The organism is Planococcus donghaensis MPA1U2 (assembly GCF_000189395.1).
Lineage (GTDB): Bacteria > Bacillota > Bacilli > Bacillales_A > Planococcaceae > Planococcus > Planococcus donghaensis_B.
Window position 1 is genome coordinate 17,185 of sequence record NZ_AEPB01000035.1, and the last position, 18,316, is coordinate 35,500.

The 18,316-nt window shown below is 39.3% G+C and carries 18 protein-coding genes; 16 read left to right on the plus strand and 2 right to left on the minus strand.

The features are described from left to right. The first annotated feature begins 7 nt into the window (after positions 1–7). From GPDM_RS10585 to GPDM_RS10630, 10 genes are all read left to right on the plus strand, one after another. Complete coding sequence (locus GPDM_RS10585) at positions 8–565, plus strand: TetR/AcrR family transcriptional regulator (RefSeq protein ID WP_008431249.1); 558 nt, start codon at positions 8–10, stop codon at positions 563–565. Between the two features lie 20 nt (positions 566–585). Beyond that, a complete protein-coding gene (locus GPDM_RS10590) occupies positions 586–1,008 on the plus strand; it encodes an acyl-CoA thioesterase (RefSeq protein ID WP_008431250.1) in 423 nt (140 codons plus the stop codon). Next, positions 998–2,764, plus strand: coding sequence for an acyl-CoA dehydrogenase family protein (locus tag GPDM_RS10595; protein WP_008431251.1), 1,767 nt, complete (start codon positions 998–1,000; stop codon positions 2,762–2,764). The genes GPDM_RS10590 and GPDM_RS10595 overlap by 11 nt, the downstream gene beginning before the upstream one ends. Positions 2,765–2,775: 11 nt before the next feature. Beyond that, positions 2,776–3,750 (plus strand): quinone oxidoreductase family protein, encoded by a 975-nt coding sequence (locus GPDM_RS10600; RefSeq protein WP_008431252.1) that lies wholly within the window; start codon positions 2,776–2,778, stop codon positions 3,748–3,750. Between the two features lie 100 nt (positions 3,751–3,850). Further along, entirely contained in the window at positions 3,851–4,783 is a 933-nt protein-coding gene (locus tag GPDM_RS10605) for a ketopantoate reductase family protein (RefSeq protein WP_008431254.1), read from the plus strand. Positions 4,784–4,944: 161 nt separating this feature from the next. Further along, positions 4,945–6,681: a carbon starvation CstA family protein gene (locus GPDM_RS10610; protein WP_008431256.1), complete on the plus strand. Its 1,737-nt coding sequence runs from the start codon at positions 4,945–4,947 to the stop codon at positions 6,679–6,681. Between the two features lie 69 nt (positions 6,682–6,750). After that, a complete protein-coding gene (locus GPDM_RS10615) occupies positions 6,751–7,014 on the plus strand; it encodes a cory-CC-star protein (protein ID WP_006829350.1) in 264 nt (87 codons plus the stop codon). A gap of 24 nt (positions 7,015–7,038) precedes the next feature. Then, positions 7,039–7,971, plus strand: coding sequence for an ArsA family ATPase (locus tag GPDM_RS10620; RefSeq protein ID WP_008431262.1), 933 nt, complete (start codon positions 7,039–7,041; stop codon positions 7,969–7,971). 5 nt (positions 7,972–7,976) lie between these two features. Further along, positions 7,977–8,957 (plus strand): zinc-binding dehydrogenase, encoded by a 981-nt coding sequence (locus tag GPDM_RS10625; RefSeq protein ID WP_008431266.1) that lies wholly within the window; start codon positions 7,977–7,979, stop codon positions 8,955–8,957. A 71-nt stretch (positions 8,958–9,028) separates the two neighbouring features. After that, positions 9,029–9,337 carry a DUF4870 domain-containing protein gene (locus GPDM_RS10630; protein WP_008431267.1) on the plus strand — a complete coding sequence of 103 codons (309 nt, stop codon included), beginning with the start codon at positions 9,029–9,031 and terminating at the stop codon, positions 9,335–9,337. A gap of 23 nt (positions 9,338–9,360) precedes the next feature. Here GPDM_RS10630 and GPDM_RS10635 read toward each other — a convergent pair whose 3' ends face one another. Beyond that, complete coding sequence (locus tag GPDM_RS10635) at positions 9,361–9,804, minus strand: YtoQ family protein (protein WP_008431269.1); 444 nt, start codon at positions 9,802–9,804, stop codon at positions 9,361–9,363. 55 nt (positions 9,805–9,859) lie between these two features. Continuing rightward, on the minus strand, positions 9,860–10,081 hold the full coding sequence (locus tag GPDM_RS10640) for a transcriptional regulator (protein ID WP_008431271.1): 222 nt from the start codon (positions 10,079–10,081) through the stop codon (positions 9,860–9,862). Positions 10,082–10,211: 130 nt separating this feature from the next. Here GPDM_RS10640 and GPDM_RS10645 point away from each other — a divergent pair, with 130 nt between their 5' ends. The 6 genes from GPDM_RS10645 to GPDM_RS10670 all read left to right on the plus strand — a co-directional run bounded on the left by GPDM_RS10645 (position 10,212) and on the right by GPDM_RS10670 (position 18,269). Continuing rightward, entirely contained in the window at positions 10,212–11,378 is a 1,167-nt protein-coding gene (locus GPDM_RS10645) for an exonuclease SbcCD subunit D (RefSeq protein WP_008431273.1), read from the plus strand. Next, positions 11,375–14,467, plus strand: coding sequence for an AAA family ATPase (locus GPDM_RS10650; protein ID WP_008431275.1), 3,093 nt, complete (start codon positions 11,375–11,377; stop codon positions 14,465–14,467). Before GPDM_RS10645 ends, GPDM_RS10650 begins: the two co-directional genes overlap by 4 nt. A 124-nt stretch (positions 14,468–14,591) precedes the next feature. Then, positions 14,592–14,804: a hypothetical protein gene (locus GPDM_RS10655; RefSeq protein ID WP_008431276.1), complete on the plus strand. Its 213-nt coding sequence runs from the start codon at positions 14,592–14,594 to the stop codon at positions 14,802–14,804. Between the two features lie 107 nt (positions 14,805–14,911). Further along, positions 14,912–16,180, plus strand: a complete 1,269-nt coding sequence (locus GPDM_RS10660) for an acetyl-CoA hydrolase/transferase family protein (RefSeq protein WP_008431277.1) — start codon at positions 14,912–14,914, stop codon at positions 16,178–16,180. 491 nt (positions 16,181–16,671) lie between these two features. Next, positions 16,672–17,079 (plus strand): MarR family winged helix-turn-helix transcriptional regulator, encoded by a 408-nt coding sequence (locus GPDM_RS10665; RefSeq protein WP_008431278.1) that lies wholly within the window; start codon positions 16,672–16,674, stop codon positions 17,077–17,079. Positions 17,080–17,096: 17 nt separating this feature from the next. Beyond that, complete coding sequence (locus GPDM_RS10670) at positions 17,097–18,269, plus strand: MFS transporter (RefSeq protein WP_008431279.1); 1,173 nt, start codon at positions 17,097–17,099, stop codon at positions 18,267–18,269. Positions 18,270–18,316: the final 47 nt, after the last annotated feature.

Consider the following 18,316-nt stretch of genomic DNA (forward strand, 5'->3'; position numbering starts at 1 on the left):
AACAATGATGAAAAACAAAATTAAACAAACGAGCATTCTTTTGTTTGAGAAAAAAGGTTTTACCGAAACCTCCATTCAAGATATTGTCGGAGAATTAGGGGTGACAAAAGGGACTTTTTACTATTATTTCGGAAGTAAAGAACAGTTGTTAATGGATATTCATATTGGTTATATCGACAAATTACTAGAGAGACAAAGAGCTATTCGTCAAGAATATCCCAGCAGTCGTATGAAACTTGAACAACTGATCGCATTACTAATTGCAGATATTGCAAATCATGGGCCAAGCGGCAAAGTGTTTTTTCGGGAAATGCGTCACTTAGACAAAGACAATGCGGTAAAGGTAAAAAAGAAACGTGAGAGCTTCAGGAAAAACTTAGAGGAGATTATAAGTGAAGGAGTTGCTCAACAGGAGTTTCGTGATGGACTTGAACCCGAACTGGTCGCTTTTGCTATTTTAGGGGTTACAAATTGGAGTTATCAATGGTTTAACCCGTCAGGTAAGGTTTCGGCGGATCAATTAGCTCAAATATATAGTGATTTAATTCTTCATGGCATTGCTTGATGCAGAGAGGAGGAAGAAAGATGGCGTTTGAAGTCCCGGTGAAAGCAAGGTTTTGTGAAACAGATGCGTTGGGTCACATAAGCAATATTAGTTACTTTATTTACTTAGAAGAAGCACGCACTGATTTTTTTGCGGAATTAGGGTTTGGTGGTGATATTAATAATTGGAATATCATTTTGGCATCCATTAAATGCGACTTTGTAAAACAAGGACATTACAATCAACAATTAATCGTTCTGACAGAAGTGAGTCATATTGGAAATTCAAGTTTCCAACTTGTGCACGAAATTAAAGATGCAGAGAGTGGCGAATTGATAGCAAAAGGTGAAGCAAGTGCGGTGCATTTTAATTTTGAGACACAAAAAAGTGAAAAGTTGCCAGATAATAAACGTAAAAAATTGGAAAAATATTTAGTTGTGGAGGAAAGCCATAGTGGAAACTAAAACTTCTGCCTATACTGGTGCAGCTTTTTTATACCAAGCATCTGGTAACTTTTTCACTCCAGAAGATTTTACGGAAGAACACCGATTGATTGCAAAAACAGCAAAACGCTTTTTAGAAAAAGAAGTACGGCCAAATAATGAAGAGATTGAAAAACAAAATTTCGGAGTGGTTCAAACTTTGTTTGAAAAAGCGGGAGAACTAGGATTACTCGGTCATAGTGTTCCTGAAAATTATGGCGGACTTGGTCTCGATAAAATTAGTAAAGGATTAGTGGGTGAATCACTTGGCTCAGCCGGGAGCTATGGAGTGGCACATTCCAATCATACGTGCATCGCAACTTTACCAATTACTTATTTTGGCACCCCGCAACAAAAAGAAACGTATTTGCCAAAACTTGCTTCAGGGGAATTTATCGGAGCGTATTGCCTGACAGAACCAGGTGCAGGTTCAGATGCTTTGTCTGCAAAAACAACAGCGAAACTCAATGAGGAAAAGACTCACTACATAATAAATGGAACAAAAATGTTTATTACCAACGCGGAATTTGCAGATACATTCATCGTTTATGCAAAAGTAAATGGAACGGCTTTTACAGCATTTATCGTTGAAAAAGACCATCCAGGTTTATCGCTTGGTCCAGAAGAACAGAAAATGGGCATTAAAGGTTCCTCAACGCGTGCCGTGATTTTTGAAGACTGTGAAGTACCTGTAGAAAACCTACTTGGGGAGATTGGCAAAGGGCATATCATTGCATTAAACGTTTTAAATTTAGGTCGCTATAATTTAGGGTCTGCCTGTATGGGTGCTGCAAAATATGGTTTAGAGCTTACATTAAAATATACGAGTGAGCGTCGTCAATTCGGAAAAGCAATTGCCGAATTTTCAGCGACACAAGAAAAATTAGCTAATATGGCCCTTCAAATTTATGCTTCCGAATCGTTGCAATACCGTACTGCTGGCTATCTTGAAAGCGCATTAGGCGATCTTTATGATTCGCAAGATCATCCTGAAATTGCGAAGCAGTTAATGGAGTATGCAGTGGAATGCGCAGTTTGCAAAGTACATGGTTCAGAAACATTAGATTTTATAGTGGACGAAGCACTTCAATTGCACGGTGGCTATGGATTTATAAAAGAATACAAAATTGAACAACTATATCGAGATTCGCGGATCAATCGAATCTTCGAAGGCACTAACGAAGTGAATAGATTACTCATCGTCGGGAATTTACTGAAACAGACAGCTAAAGGGAAAGTGCCATTACAAAAACTAATGGCATCTGTGGTAGAAGAATTGGCAGCGCCAAAGCCCTTAACCGATGACGTCCTTGCTAATGAAATAGAAGCGATTCATGCAATTCGGCGAGTCTTTCTTTTTTGCATCGGAATTTGTTATGAAACCTATAGTGCAGAACTAATGGAAGAACAAGAAATTTTAATGGCATTGGCAAATATCGGTATCGCATTATATTCATTGGAATCCGCTGTCATGAGAACAGCAAAAGCGGTTGGATCTGAAACACAAGAGCAACATACACAAAAAATTTTAATGGCACAAGCAATGACGGGCGATGTTTTGCTTGAAGTAGAAATGAGTGCACGTAAAATACTGCAGGCTGCTTCTTCAGAAAATCAATTGACACGTCACACGGCAGTTATAACAAATGAATTGAGTCGATTGCAAAAAAGTGGGCTAGATCAAGTGAAACGGCAAATTGCCAAAAACGTATTAGAGGCAAATCAGTATATTTCTTAGGGGGAGTATTAATGAAGGCTATAAAATTTGAAGAGTTTGGTGGACCAGAAGTCTTGCAACTCGTAGAGGTTGAAAAACCAGATTTTGCTGATACAGAAGTAATTGTGGAAGTAAAAGCGATTGGCATTAATTATGCAGATACAGCTAGGCGTGAAGGGAAATATGTTGTGCAAACTGAACTGCCTTATATTCCAGGCTCAGAAGTGGCAGGAGTAATTGTCGCAAGCGGAAAAGATGTAGAGAATTTCAAAGCAGGAGATCGTGTGGTTGCATTAATCGGTTCTGCAGGATATGCAGAATTTGCTGCAGTTGATGAAAGTGTTTTAAACAAAATTCCGGAAGGAGTCGACTTTGATCAAGCTGTAGCACTGCCATTACAAGGGTTGAGTGCTTATCACATATTAAAAACGATGGGACGCATTCAAAAAGGAGAGACCGTCTTAATTCATGCAGCTGCAGGTGGGGTTGGGGCAATTGCCTTACAATTGGCTCGGATTTTTGGAGCGGAAACAATTATTGCGACGGCGAGTACCGAAGAGAAACTGTTTCATGCACAGAAAATGGGGGCAACTCATTTAGTTAACTACACAGAAGAAGGATGGGTCGACAAAGTAAAAAATATTACCGGTGGTAGAGGAGTAGATTTGGCACTAGAAATGGTCGGTGGTGAAGTATTCAATAAAACATTAAAATGCTTGGCTCCATTTGGTCGAATTATTGTCTTTGGCGCGGCTAGTGGAGAACAGTCTTCTTTTAATCCGGGACAGTTAATGCGGAAAAATCAGTCGGTTATTGGTTTTTTCCTGCCCCAAATTATGCGAGATCCGGAATTGATCCACCACAGCTTTAATGAATTGCTCGCTTACATGAAGAGTGGGGAATTGGTCTTAACGATTGGTGGCGTGTATCCATTAGCGGACGCTGCAAAAGCACATTATTCATTGCAGGGAAGAAAAACGATTGGGAAATTAGTACTGCGGCCATGACGCATTTTCACAATTAAAATAATCACATCATAAAAAAGAATGTTCGTATGAAACGATTAAGTGAATTTGGCGACAGGATATCGTATAGAGGAGTGAACTGATGAAAATTTTAGTAGTGGGTGCTGGTGCAATTGGTGGATATTTCGGAGGGCGGTTACTCGAAAAAGGAGAAGACGTCACTTTTTTAGTAAGAGAACAAAGAAAAGAAAAGCTCCAGCAAACCGGGTTGGAAATTAGGAGCAAAAATGGTGATCTTCACGTAACCCCAAAGTTACTGACAAAAGACGATAACGGTCATCCATTTGATGTCATATTGGTTTCAACCAAATCGTATCATCTGGAACATGCGATAAAGGATATTCAACCTTTCGTCGGACCACAAACGATGATTTTGCCGTTGTTAAATGGAATCGCTCACCTTGAACTTTTGATTGAGGCATTCGGAGAAGAGCGAGTACTTGGTGGATTGTGCTTTGTAGAAACGACTCTTTCAGAAGATGGTGCAATCGTTCAAACAAGTCCAATCAATCAATTGGTTTACGGAGAACGTACGGGTGAAAAAACGGAGCGTATTGAAAAGTTAGAACGATGCTTTAGTGGAACAAAAGCAGAATTTGTTAAGAGTGATAACATCAACCAAGACATGTGGCATAAATATTTGTTTATAACGGCTATGTCAGGCATTACTTCTATGATGGAGGCGCCTATAGGACCAATCAGAGACCTCGAATCAGGTCAGCGTACCATAAAAGCATTTCTAGAAGAGCTAGTCGCAGTAATGGAAAAAATAGATGCGCCCATTCAACAAGGAATTGCTGAAATTCAGTTAAAACGAATAAATAGCATGGCCCCAGAGATGAAGTCATCTATGCAGCGAGATATGGAAAAACAGCAGCCTACTGAATTTGAACATTTACAAGGTTATTTACTTACTCAAGCTAAAAAAATGGCCGTTCCTGTTCCGATTTTGGAAACAATATATACAAAATTAAAGCTATATGAAGAAAAACAAAAAACCAGTAGTAACTTGTAAGTAACAGTTTTTTTAGCTAGTGAAATTAGCTAGGCGATAAATTTCTTTGGAAGTAAAAAGAAATATTTGTCAGAACATTTACATTCTTTTGACAGTCAACTATGATGAACATACAAGCGCTTTCATGCGCTTGTTTAAGATGACAAAAAGGGGTTGGAAAAATGAATGCGATTGCATTAGCTGCTATTGGGATTTTTATCTTTATACTGGGTTACCGCTTTTATTCCAAATTTATAGCAGAGAGAATCTTTAAGCTAGATCCGAATTACGTTACACCTGCCCATCGCTTTAAAGATGGCGTCGATTTTGTGCCTACCAATAAGTTTGTCTTATGGGGTCATCATTTTACGTCAGTCGCTGGAGCTGCCCCTATTTTAGGTCCAGCCATTGCTGTGTATTGGGGATGGTTGCCGGCAGTGTTATGGGTAGTACTTGGAACAGTATTTGCAGCGGGGGTTCATGATTTTGGAACATTGGTGCTATCTGTTCGAAACAAAGGACAGTCAGTGGGAACACTTGCTCACCGTTTGATTGGGCAACGAGGAAAAGTATTGTTCCTGTTTATTATTTTAATTTTAGTATTAATGGTTAATGCCGTATTTGCTTGGGTTATTGCTAAGCTATTCATTTCTTATCCTGCTAGTGTAGTACCGGTGTTTATCCAGATTCCTTTAGCAATGTGGATTGGTCATGCTGTGTATAAGAAAAACAAGAAAATGCTTATTCCTTCAGTATTTGCTTTAGCGATTATGTACATAACTGCCATTGTTGCGAGCCAAGTGAGTTTCCTGCAAATTGACCTTGTTCAATATATGGGTGGAGAAAACGGAACAGGAATATTTGGACTTGATCCTATTTCAACGGCGTTCTTTATTTGGATCATCGTTTTGATGGTCTATGTTTACATCGCTTCTACGTTGCCGGTTTGGAAGTTACTTCAACCGCGTGACTTTATCAACTCACATCAATTGATTGTAGGGCTGGGTATTTTATATCTTGGGTTGTTATTTACAAACCCAGAGATAACGGCACCTATGACAAATCCAGATGCCGATATTTCTTGGTTCCCGTTATTGTTCATCACAATTGCTTGTGGTGCGATTTCCGGATTCCACGGACTTGTTTCGTCGGGAACAACTTCAAAACAATTAGATAAAGAAACCGATGCTCGTTTTGTTGGGTATTTAGGGGCTGTCGGAGAAGGAGTCTTGGCATTAATTTCGATTATTGCTGTTATTACGTTATTCCCTGATCGCGAGTCATTCTTTGCCACTTATAGTAGTTTCCAAGCTTCTAACGGAGCAGGGTTAGGTGCTTTTATCGAAGGGGCTACAGGGCTAGCGCAAGGATTGATGATTCCAGCAGATGTTGCTTCGACCATTGTTTCGATTATTGTTGTATCGTTTGCAGCGACTACTTTGGATACGTCAGTTCGATTAATGCGTTATATTATTTCAGAACTTGGAGTCGAATACAAAATTCCGTCTCTTGAGAAAAAACATGTGGCAACAACCATTGCGGTCGGTGCAAGTGCTGCACTTGTGTTACTTCCTGAAGGACCAAATGGTTTTGGTTCAGGTGGATACTTGTTATGGCCATTGTTCGGAACAGCCAATCAGTTGTTAGCGGGTATCAGTTTATTACTAATCTCCATTTGGCTGAAAAAACTCGGGCGAAATTACATCATCACTATCGTTCCGATGATTTTCTTGATGTTTATGACGCTTTGGGCCATGTTCCAGCAAGTGTTCTTGCAATGGGCATGGTATGCCAAACAGCCAAGTATGTTGCTATTCATATTCGGAGCAATCATTTTTGTCTTTACGCTCTGGATCATTTTAACTGCAGTCCAAGCATTGTTGAACAAAACAGACCCTGATTTCTCAGGGGAAGAATAAAATATAAAAATGGGTAAGGGATCATGAAAATTGTGATCCCTTCCATTTATATTAGAAAGAGGTGTCGATATGTTGGTGTTCGATAAATTAAAACAATTGATCGCTTTTTATGAGGCTGTCCTTGAATTGCCACATCGCACTGAAATTGCACGTGAACTACGAGATGAAGATGATCTCTTTTTGCTCATGCTGTACTCGGAGATGTTGGGAATTCCGAATCCTGTGTATTATTACACGCTGGAATTGTATCCGTATATGATAGAAGAATTTCACGATTGGCATTTGCGCATGGGCATGGATAAATCCCCATTGACCGGTATTCGTTGCTGTTAGTTTTGTTAGGAATGAGGAGAAAATATGGATGTACTAACTAAAAGCATTATTTTCGTAGGTGGAAAAGGCGGTGTAGGGAAATCGACATCAGCTGCAGCGATTGCTTGGAGATCTGCCAAAGAAGGATATAAAACGTTATTGATTTCAACAGATCCTGCTCATAATGTAGGAGATATTTTCAACGAACAAATCGGTGGTAAAACAAAAGAAATTGCTAATAATTTGTATGCACTTGAAATTGATCCGGAGATTGAAACAGATAATTATATTAAAACGGTAAAAGCCAATATTAAAGGAACCGTTCATTCGAGCATGATGGAAGAAGTAAACCGTCAACTAGATACGGCAAAAGCTTCTCCAGGTGCAGACGAAGCGGCGTTATTTGATAAGCTGATTCACATCATTTTAGAAGAACGTCAAAATTTCGATAAGTTAGTGTTCGACACGGCGCCAACCGGTCATACCATTCGGTTGTTAACATTGCCGGAACTAATGGGTGTTTGGATTGATGGATTGCTTGAGAAACGTCGCAAAACCAATGAAAACTACTCCCAACTATTAAATGATGGAGAGCCAAGAGAAGATCCGATATACGATGTGTTAAGAGAGCGTCAAGAGCGATTCTCCAAAGCGCGCGATCTGTTACTTAATGAGAAAGAAACTGGGTTTATCTTTGTGCTAAATCCAGAACGACTTCCTATTTTAGAAACAAAAAAAGCACTGGATTTATTGCATAATTATCATCTTCACGTCAAAACGCTCATCATTAACAAAGTGTTGCCAGACGAAGCAGATGGAGAGTTTTTAATGGAACGGAAAAAGCATGAAAAGAAATACATGCAACAAATAGAAGACACATTTTCTACTCAAAAGTTAGTATACGTACCGCTATTTTCACAGGATATTATTAGCAAAAAACAATTGGAGTTATTTAGTGATTATTTTAAGGAAGGATGAACTAAATGAAAGCATTCGTAATGGAATCCGGTGAGTGGAAGTTAAAAGAGATAGAAGAGCCAAAAGCGAAATCGGGAGAAGTAGTCGTGTCTTTAAAAGCGGCAGGCATCAACCGCAGAGACTTAGGCTTGATCAAACGTTATGGAGATAATCCAGAAGCGCTTGTCATTGGATCAGATGGAGCGGGTGTAATCGATACAGTTGGAGAAGATGTAGTCGACTTTGCTTATGGAGACGAAGTGATTATTAACCCAGCTTTGCGTTGGTACAAAAATAGCGAAGCACCACCTGCCGAATTTGATATTTTAGGATTGCCTGACCATGGCACATTTGCAGAAAAAATTGCAATTTCTGTTGAACAATTAGAGAAAAAACCAGCTCATATGAGTTGGGAAGAAGCTGGGAGTTTGGCTTTACCTGCACTGACTGGGTATCGAGCTTTGTATACAAAAGGTCAATTGAAAAAAGGAGAAACCTTGTTTATACCGGGAGCAGGAAGCGGGGTTGCAACGTTCCTTATTCAATTTGCGAAAAACTGTGGAGCTCGTGTAATTGTCACTTCACGAAGTGAAGAAAAGCGTGAATACGCTAAGAAAATCGGAGCCGATATGGCCATTCCGACAGACAGTGATTGGGTGAAAGAGCTTGAAGGAGAAACGATTGATTTGGTCATCGACAGTGTCGGAGAGGCGACGTTTAATCGTTCACTGGATGTTTTGAAAAAAGGTGGGCGAATCGTTATTTTTGGAGCCACTACAGACGATATTGTAGATTTCAATCTTCGTAAATTCTTTTACGGACAATACAAATTGTTTGGTTCAACTATGGGAAGTCGAGAAGAGTTACGAGCTATGTTAAAGCATATGGAAACTCATAATGTGCGGCCAATCGTAGATAAAATCTATTCATTGGATAAAGCGCAAGAAGCGTTTGATCATTTAGCCTCAGGCAATCAATTCGGCAAAGTTGTTTTACGGATTAATTAATACAAAGTGAAACTTTCAGTACAGTCAATCGTATATAAAGAATAAGAAAGAATTGACTGGAGGTTTAAAAGATGGAGAACACAGGTTTGAAAGTACTTGTCCATGCTAGTGCGTTTTTTGCACCATTTCTTGTCCCGGTTATTGTGTTTCTCATTTCAGAAGACAAAGAACTTAAAAAGCTGTCAATTCAAGCATTATTGTTCCAACTAGTAATCGGAGCATTGATCTTTATTTCCAGCTGGCTAGTTATTTTCTTAATCGGTATTCCAATGCTTATCGTCTTTGGACTGATGGGTGTTATTGTGCCGATCATGGGAATTATCAAAGCACTTAACAACGAATATTTCGACTACCCAATAGTCGGAAGTTGGTACCAATAAGAAAAGCCCCGAGGGGCTTTTTTTTATTGTTCTAGAATATAAGATAAAGCTTTAATGGCTTGGTCACATGTTTCTACAGTTACACTCGCTTTTCGAGATAATTCTTTTAACGGATGGTGTAGTTTTTCTGGACGAATGATAATGACCGGCTTGCCTACAGCAAGTGCTGTACTAGCATCCATAGCGGTATTCCATTGTTTGTATTGTTCCCCAAATAACGCGATAACCAAATCGGCTTTATGCATCAAAACGCCGGTACGCAAATTATTAAAGCTTGAAGCTGCATGATCTTTAGCAATCGCATCAGGCTGTTCCCCAAGAATGTCTTCGCCGATGTTATCCGAACGTTCATGAATTTCCATTGGACCCACAAAATCGATAGGCAAATCCAAAGCAGCCGATTTTTTCTTAATTTCTTCGCGCCACGCACTATGAATTTCTCCAGCAAGATAAACGGTTAATCGCATCATGTCACCCTCCAAAAGATATTTCTTCAAGTGTATCATAATGATAGAATCGTGCTTATATGATCTGGCGCTCTTTATGGATAACGGGCATCACTGAAAGCACATTATCCATTTTGAAAGTACGTTTCTTGCGACGAAGAAAGCAGTAAGCTTGAAACGAATCTCCTGTCATCGATAAAATTTTAACGCGACGTTTGCTAATACTGCCATCCTTTGCGATGTACATCATATCGATTAGTTGCTGGTACTTAAAAGCCTTTTGAATTTGTGCTTTCATGATTAACCCTCCTCATAATAAGAACATTTGTTCTTATTATAGAACAAAAGACCGATTAAAACAAGCAGTCTATCTCGTGTATAATGGAACGAACATATATTCTTTTGTAACAACCGAAAGGGGTAATTAGATGAAATTTTTTCATACTGCCGACTGGCATTTAGGCAAGCTTGTACAAGGTATTTACATGACAGAAGACCAGCAATTTGTGCTAGAGCAATTTTTAGATGCAATTAAAGAAGAAAAACCTGATGCTATCATTATTGCTGGCGATCTTTATGACCGTGCAGTTCCTCCTACAGACGCTGTCAATTTGCTTGATGAGTTATTGGCAGAAATTGTGTTGGAGTTAAAAACGCCAGTTCTTTCAGTAGTAGGAAATCATGACAGTCCTGGAAGACTAAATTTCGGCAGCCGTCTAATGAAAGGTAATGGAATTCATATCGCTGGTCATGTTCATAAAAATCATCAAGCGGTTGTTTTAAATGATCAGTTTGGGGAAGTTCATTTTCATTTGATTCCGTATGCCGATCCTTCGATGGTCCGTTATGAATTCGACGATGATACGATTCGCACACACAACGATGCGATGAAGGCTATTACAGAAAATATAAAGTCTGCATACAACCCACATGCACGTCATGTGTTTGTTGGTCATGCATTTGTAACGCCTCATGGTGAGCAAGAAGAAAATACAAGTGATTCCGAACGACCATTATCCATTGGAGGAGCGGAACATGTAGATGCCCACCATTTTGAAGGCTTTCATTACACAGCGTTAGGTCATTTGCATAAAGCCCATTTCGTGTTGAATGAAACCATTCGTTATTCGGGGTCTCCTTTAAAATATTCAATTTCTGAAGAGCATCATAAAAAAGGCTTTCACATTGTTGAGTTAGATGCACAAGGGGAAGTCACTGTAGAAAAGCGCTTGTTTACGCCAAAGCGTAATATGCGCACAGTTGAAGGAACTATAGATGAAATTTTGACCCATGAAATTAGTGATGATTATGTGTTTGTCACGTTGTTGGACGAGACACCTGTGCTATTTCCGATGGAAAAAGTCCGATCCGTGTATCCAAATGCTATGCATGTTGGACGACAAAATTTCTCGGGTACTATGTTGCAAAGTGAGACGGGATCACGCCGCAAAATGGATTCTTTGTCTTTATTCCATGCTTTTTACGAAGAAGTAAAAGGTGAAAAGGCAACTAAAGAAACGGTCGACACTTTTAAAGATGTCCTTGGTGAATTTTTGCGTGAAGAACCGGCTGTAAAAGAAGAGGTGAAGTCATGAGACCGTTAAAGTTGAAAATGACCGCATTCGGCCCTTATAAAAACACTGAAGAAATTGATTTTGCTAATTTGCAAGGAAATCAGCTGTTTGTTATTTCAGGGAGTACGGGTTCAGGTAAAACCACAATTTTTGATGGCATCTGCTTTGCTTTGTACGGTTCTGCCAGTGGCTCTGATCGAAGCGAATCACGTATATTAAGAAGTGATTTCGCGAATGACACAACACATACGGCTGTCGAAATGGAATTCGAAATTCACGATAAAAAATACCGTGTGTTGCGCCAAATGAGCCATGTGAAAAAAGGCAATAAAAGTCCGACTGGAGAGCGCTATGAATTTTTTGAGCGAACAGAAGAAGGCGAAAAACCAGCTGTAGAACGTCAAATTGTCTCGGAAATCAATCGGCGCATTGAAGAGATTGTTGGTTTGACACAAAATCAGTTTAGCCAAATTGTTATGTTGCCACAAGGTGAGTTTCGTAAACTTTTAACTTCAGAAACGGACAATAAAGAAGAGATTCTTCGGAAAATATTTAAAACAGAACCCTATAAACTGATCAGTGAACGACTAAAGCAAAAAAAGGATGCGGCAGAAAAAATATTTGACCGTGAGCATCACAAGTTGAATATTCATCTCCAGCAGATTAGCACGTCCTTGCCAGAACGCCAATCGGAACTTTTTGAAGTGTTAGGTCGCGAACATAAAAATATCAATCAAGTGCTAGACGGCCTCCAAAAAGAGACGGCTTATTACAAAGAGAAAATTAGCGTAGATGAGAAAAAGTACGAAAAGGCTTATCAGCTTCATGCTGACAAAATGACCGCTTATCACGAAGCAAAAAAATGGAATGACCGTTTTCATGAGCTTGATACAAAAAATGATCAACTCGAACAGCTTGTGCAACGTCAAGCGGAATATGCAGAAAAGGAAAAGGCTTTGCAATCAGCTGAAAGAGCGAGTTATATAGCGACTATCGAAAGCGTAGTTCATGAGTTAAGCAGCAATGAAGTCGAAAAAAATAAATTGCTGAAAGATGCAATTTATCACCAAGAACAAGCACAACAGACAAAAGAAGTAGCAGAAAAGACGTTTCATGTGCAACAGGACCTTCAAGATGAGCGTGACAAATTGAGCGTGCAGCTTCTGTACTTGCAAAAATTATTGCCAACGATACAAGAGTTAACTGAGGAAAAACAACAGTTAGCACAGCTCGAAACAACCTCAAAACAATCAGAAGATCGGTTAAAGCAGGCAGAGAAAGAATTCAGTGAACAAAAAAATGAAAAACAACAACTGGATCAAAAAATCATGGAAATAGAAAAACTTCTGGACGCATCTGATGAGATGCAACAAGAGTTAACCGTCGTAACAGAACAATATCGGGTAACAACCGACTATGTTTTATTGAAAGAGCAAAAGCATCAATTGCAAGCGATACAAGAAGACAAGAAGGTGAAGTTTGAAGAAATAACCGCTGCATATCGACAAGTAGAAACGCAGTGGTTTGCCAACCAAGCGCATGTTTTGGCCGGTCAATTGCATGCTGGAGAAGCGTGTCCTGTCTGCGGAAGTACCGAACACCCTGGGGCAAACTTGGCTGACTCAGCGCAAGTTGTGACAAAAGAGCAAGTAGAAATGCTGAAAGCTGACTTTAACCAAGTGGATGGAGAATACCGCAACGTGTCAGCGAAACTGAGTGCGCTAGAAGAGCAATTACAAAACAAAGCGCGCGAATTAGCGGAACTAAACCTAGAAGTCGAAACACTAAAAGAAGTTTCAACCGAGCTAGAGCAAAGAAAATATCAGTTAACTGAAAAAATAAAAGAACAGCAAGCTCGTAAGGTGGAGTTGCGAAAATGGAAAGAGCAAGCCGTTTCTTGTTCTGAGAAAATTGAGCAACTAGAGCAAAACAAACAAAAGCTGGCTGCAGAAGTCCAGCAACATAATTCTTCTTATCAAACAGCTGCAGCAGTTTTTGAAAATGAATTAGCCGCAGTTCCAGAAGAACTACGTGAACTATCTGTATTGAAACAACAATTGCAACAAGTCATCTCACAAAAACAACAGTATGAGCAAAACTGGAAATCGGCTCAAGAACGCTATCAGAAAGCGAAAGAACAAGTGGCTAGTGCGGAAGTGTCTGTTCGTCATGCTACGAATACAGCTAAAGAAGTAGAAGAAAAGAGAGCAAATGCTCAGCAACAGTTTGTTCAAGCGCTTGAAAAGTCGTCATTTGAATCTGAACAAGCTTATCAACAAGCAAAAATGACAGAAACCGCATTTGTTGCGTTGAAAAAAGAAATTGAAGAATTTAATCAACGCCACCATACGCTAACGCAACAAGTAACCGAACTAAAAGAATTGCTAGCGGACAAAAATTTGAAAGACTTAAGTCAAGCAGAAGTTGAGTTAGCTGAACTTAAAGCAGATTACGAAAATGCTTTTGCAGAGAAAAACCGGTCACGAGATTACGAAAAGAACGGTAAGGAGTTAATCGACAGTATTCAAAGTGTGATTGAAAAATCGCTGGAAGCAGAGCAAAACCTCAATCGAATTGCAGATTTGTATAATATGATACGGGGACAAAACGGCTTGAAAATTTCGTTTGAACGCTATTTGCAAATCGAGTATTTGGAACAAATTATCTTATCTGCTAACGAACGATTGAAAAATTTATCAAATGGTCAATTTTATTTGATTCGCAGCGACCGTCAAGAAGCACGCGGCAAACAAAGTGGTCTTGGGTTAGATGTTTATGATGCGTATACTGGACAGACGCGAGATGTTAAAACGATGTCTGGGGGAGAGAAGTTTAATGCTTCACTCTGCTTAGCACTTGGTATGGCAGACGTGATTCAAAGCTTTCAAGGAAATGTCTCAATCGATACAATGTTTATCGATGAAGGGTTCGGATCGCTCGATGAAGAATCACTCAACAAATCGATTGAAACCTTGATTGATTTACAAAAATCTGGACGAATGATCGGTGTTATCTCCCATGTACAAGAACTAAAAGCTGCAATTCCTGCGATATTACAAGTGGAAAAATCAAAAGAAGGTTATAGTCGGACAAAGTTTGTCATCAAGTAAAGTCCAGCAGTAAAGGCGTCTGTGTTTGAAGTACTTGGAAAAAGTGAATAATAGAAGTAAGCGATTAAATTATTGCAACCTCGGATTACAGGGACATTAACGAACACCAAAGGAGTTTTAAAAAATGAAAGATTTTAGTTTTAAAACGAGAATCATTTATTTTGGCGCAATTGCTCTAGTCAGCCTGTCTTTCTTGGCATTGCAGCTTACTGCTGTTATGCAAGGGTCTAATGGGGTAGGCTCTATCACTCTTGTGATTTTATGGGCGATTATGGCATTGTTTGGCTTAGCCGGCATTGGATACGCTTTTAAAAGTCGGAACCGTCAGAAAAACTGACGGTTTTTTTATGTGAAAACAAAATAGTTTATAAATTTAAGTAATAAAAGACCTTGCAGAATATATGGTAAAGTTAGAATAGAGTGAAAAAAGCAGGGGGTTATAAGATGGGCAAGCACTTAACGCCGCAAGAAGTTGTAAACTTAATCGATAAAAATGCAGATTTGATTATTCCGATTGCCAACGGAGAACCAATCCGATTACTAGATATATTAGAAGAAAACGCTGAGCAACTAGATGGCGTAAAAATCCATCAAATGTTGGCTTTACGATCACGGTCATATATTCAAGGAGAAATCGAGCAATTAAAACATGTTTCGTATTTTCTAAGTGGGGCCACGCGTAAAGTATATCAACAAGCAAAAATAGATTTAGTTCCTAATAATTTTCATGAAGTGCCTCGTTTGCTCCAAAAAACAACGAAAATGTCGATGATTATGACGGTCGCATCGCCAATAGATGAGCATGGATATTTTACTTTAGGTACACAGGCTGATTATATTGCTGAATTTATTGGGAAAGTGCCGTTTCTTTTAGAAGTAAACAAAAATATGCCGCGGACATTTGGCCGTAACCAAGTTCATATCAGCCAAATTTCAGGATATGTAGAGCATCATATTCCTCTTTCAGAAGAAACCATTCCAGAAGTATGCGATCGGGATTTATTGATCGCATCTAACATTATTCAAGACATTCAAGATGGGGACACGTTGCAAATCGGAATCGGTTCTGTACCTAATGCAGTTATTAGCATGTTGAAAGATCATCGGCATTTAGGTATTCATACAGAAATGTTGCCAGATGGCGTCGCAGGCTTAGTAGCTGCTGGAGCGGTAGACGGGACACGGAAGTTTACGAATCCTGGGAAAATTGTCGCCACTTTCGCTTTTGGGTCTAAAAACTTATATGACTTTATCAACAATAATCCGGTAGTAGAATTCTTGCCAGTGAGTGTTGTGAACGATCCACGAGAAATTGCGAAAGAAAAAAATATTGTTTCGATCAACTCAACAACAGAAGTTGATTTGTTTGGACAATGTGCTTCTGAAACAGTGGGTGGAAAGTATTATTCGTCAAGTGGTGGCCAAGTTGATTTTGCGCGCGGTGTACGATTCGCTGAAAATGGAAAAGGTTATATTTGTATGCCATCAACTGCTAAAGACGATACATTGTCGCGAATCAAGCTTCATCTGACACCAGGATCTGTCGTAACAACTGGCAAAAATGATGTGGACAATATTGTTACAGAATTCGGCGTTGCTCGCTTACACGGCGTCTCCCTTTCTGAACGCGCTAAACGTTTAGCGGCAATAGCGCATCCAAAGTTCCGTGAAGAATTACTATTTGATGCTAAAAAACAAGGATTGTTAATTTGATAATGAAAAGCCGTTTTCTTTTGAGGACGGCAGCTTGTAGACAAAAGAATATTTACTCATTTTTGTATGCATGTGGGATTCTCCACACCTAGTGGACGCTTTCCGCGGACTCCGCGCTGAGCCTCCTCGTCGCAAGCTCCTGCGGGGTCTCATCACTTCGTTTTTCCGCTGGAGTCGCCACTAGGTGCTCCGAATCCTGGAGTGAGTAGAGAAAAACCTTTTCATAAGTTAATTTTATGGTGAAGCGCACTAAAGAATCTCACTTTGTTCGTAGCAAGAAGCCTTCAACTGGGCTGGTCCACGGAAAGCGAAGTGGCCAGCCCGGTTGAAGAGTATGCGTCACTATTCAGTTTAATAAGACTTTGTCTACAGTCTGAGCCGTTTTCTTTTGAAGACGGCTTTTTTTATTCGGAAACCGAAGCAATTTTCTTTACCGGTCGACTAAATACGAATATACTTACTTAGGTAAATAATAGTTAAGGATGAATTTAATGAAGAACCTGCTATTTCACGAAATCCACCAAAAGTCTCGATTATCAATAAAAGAATTGAACAATACATTAAAGGGGTTTGAATTATATAGTTCGCAATGGTCGATTCTTTTTTGTTTAAAGCAATTTGGTTCGATGACACAAAAAGAAATTTGGCAATATTTGAATGTGGAAGCCCCAACTGTTACAAGGACTATCACTCGACTAGAGGATAGCGGATGGGTATTCCGGGAAGAAAGTCACGACAAGCGGGCAAAAAATGTTCACTTGTCTCTTTTTGCAGAACAACATTTGCCAGAAATCGAAAAGCGGATTCAGCTTGTGGAAAAAGAGATGGTCGCGAACCTTTCGAACGAAGAGCAAGATCAACTCATCTTGTTATTGAAAAAAATCGGACAATCATTTTAAGGAAGAAGATGTAGGGAATGACTGGAAAAAGACCAATTTGGACAAAAAGTTTTGTTAATATTTCCATCAGCACGTTTTTTGTTTTTGTCGTATTTTATGCCTTGCTAACGTATATGCCGCTTTATGTTTTGAATGAATTAAACGGTACATCTACAGAAGCAGGATTGGTTATTTCTGTATTCTTGTTATCTGCCATCATTATGCGTTTTTTATCAGGGATGATATTGGAGAAGTTCGGCAAAAAAAGAATGCTGTTAATTTCCGTATTTTTGTTTGCCATTAGCACTGTACTTTATCTAGTTGTCGGGAGTTTCACAGGACTTTTATGGTTGAGGTTTTTCCACGGCATATGGTTTAGCTTGCTAACAACTGTTGCAGGAGCGATAGCTGCAGATATTATCCCGCCAGAACGACGGGGTGAAGGTTTAGGTTATTACGGTATTGCGATGAACTTAGCCGTAGTGGTAGGTCCTTTTATTGTATTAACGTTGCAACAGTATGTATCAGCACATATGATCTTTATCGTCCTTGCGATTATTATTCTTATTGGATTTTTATGTGCGTTAGCTGTTCAAGTAGAGGAAGACCCTGACAGTAAACCACCAAAACATAAATTGTCAATCAACGATTTTTTAGAGAAAAAAACGATGCCAATTGCAACTGTAGGTTTTTTGATCGCATTTGCATATGCCAGTGTTATCGCGTTTATCTCTGTCTATGCGGAATCGCTAGGGCTCATCCAAACGGCAAGTTTTTTCTTTCTTGTGTATGCCATGGCAATGCTAATTGTACGACCGATTACTGGAAGGTTGTTTGACACCATAGGACCTAAAGTGGTCATTATTCCTTCGATTGTTATTTTTGGTATAGGTTTAATCACATTAAGTTTTACCGAAAGTTCGTGGATGCTGCTACTATCAGGCGCATTAATTGGTCTTGGTTACGGAACTTTATTGCCGAGTTTTCAAAGCCTTGCCATACAGGCGGCTGACAAGCATCGTAGCGGTTATGCTACTGGAACTTTCTTTGCTTTTTATGATAGCGGGATTGCTATTGGATCAGTATTGCTTGGGTTAATCGCAGGAATCACTGGTTATGCAAATCTCTACTTAATGCTAGGGGTTTTCGTAGTTCTCGTAGTGTTTTATTATATGTGGATTTCATCAAAACATGAGTCTCAGCCTCATTAACAATAGCTATAGATTTTAAATTAGAAAAAGGGTGCACAAGAAATTGT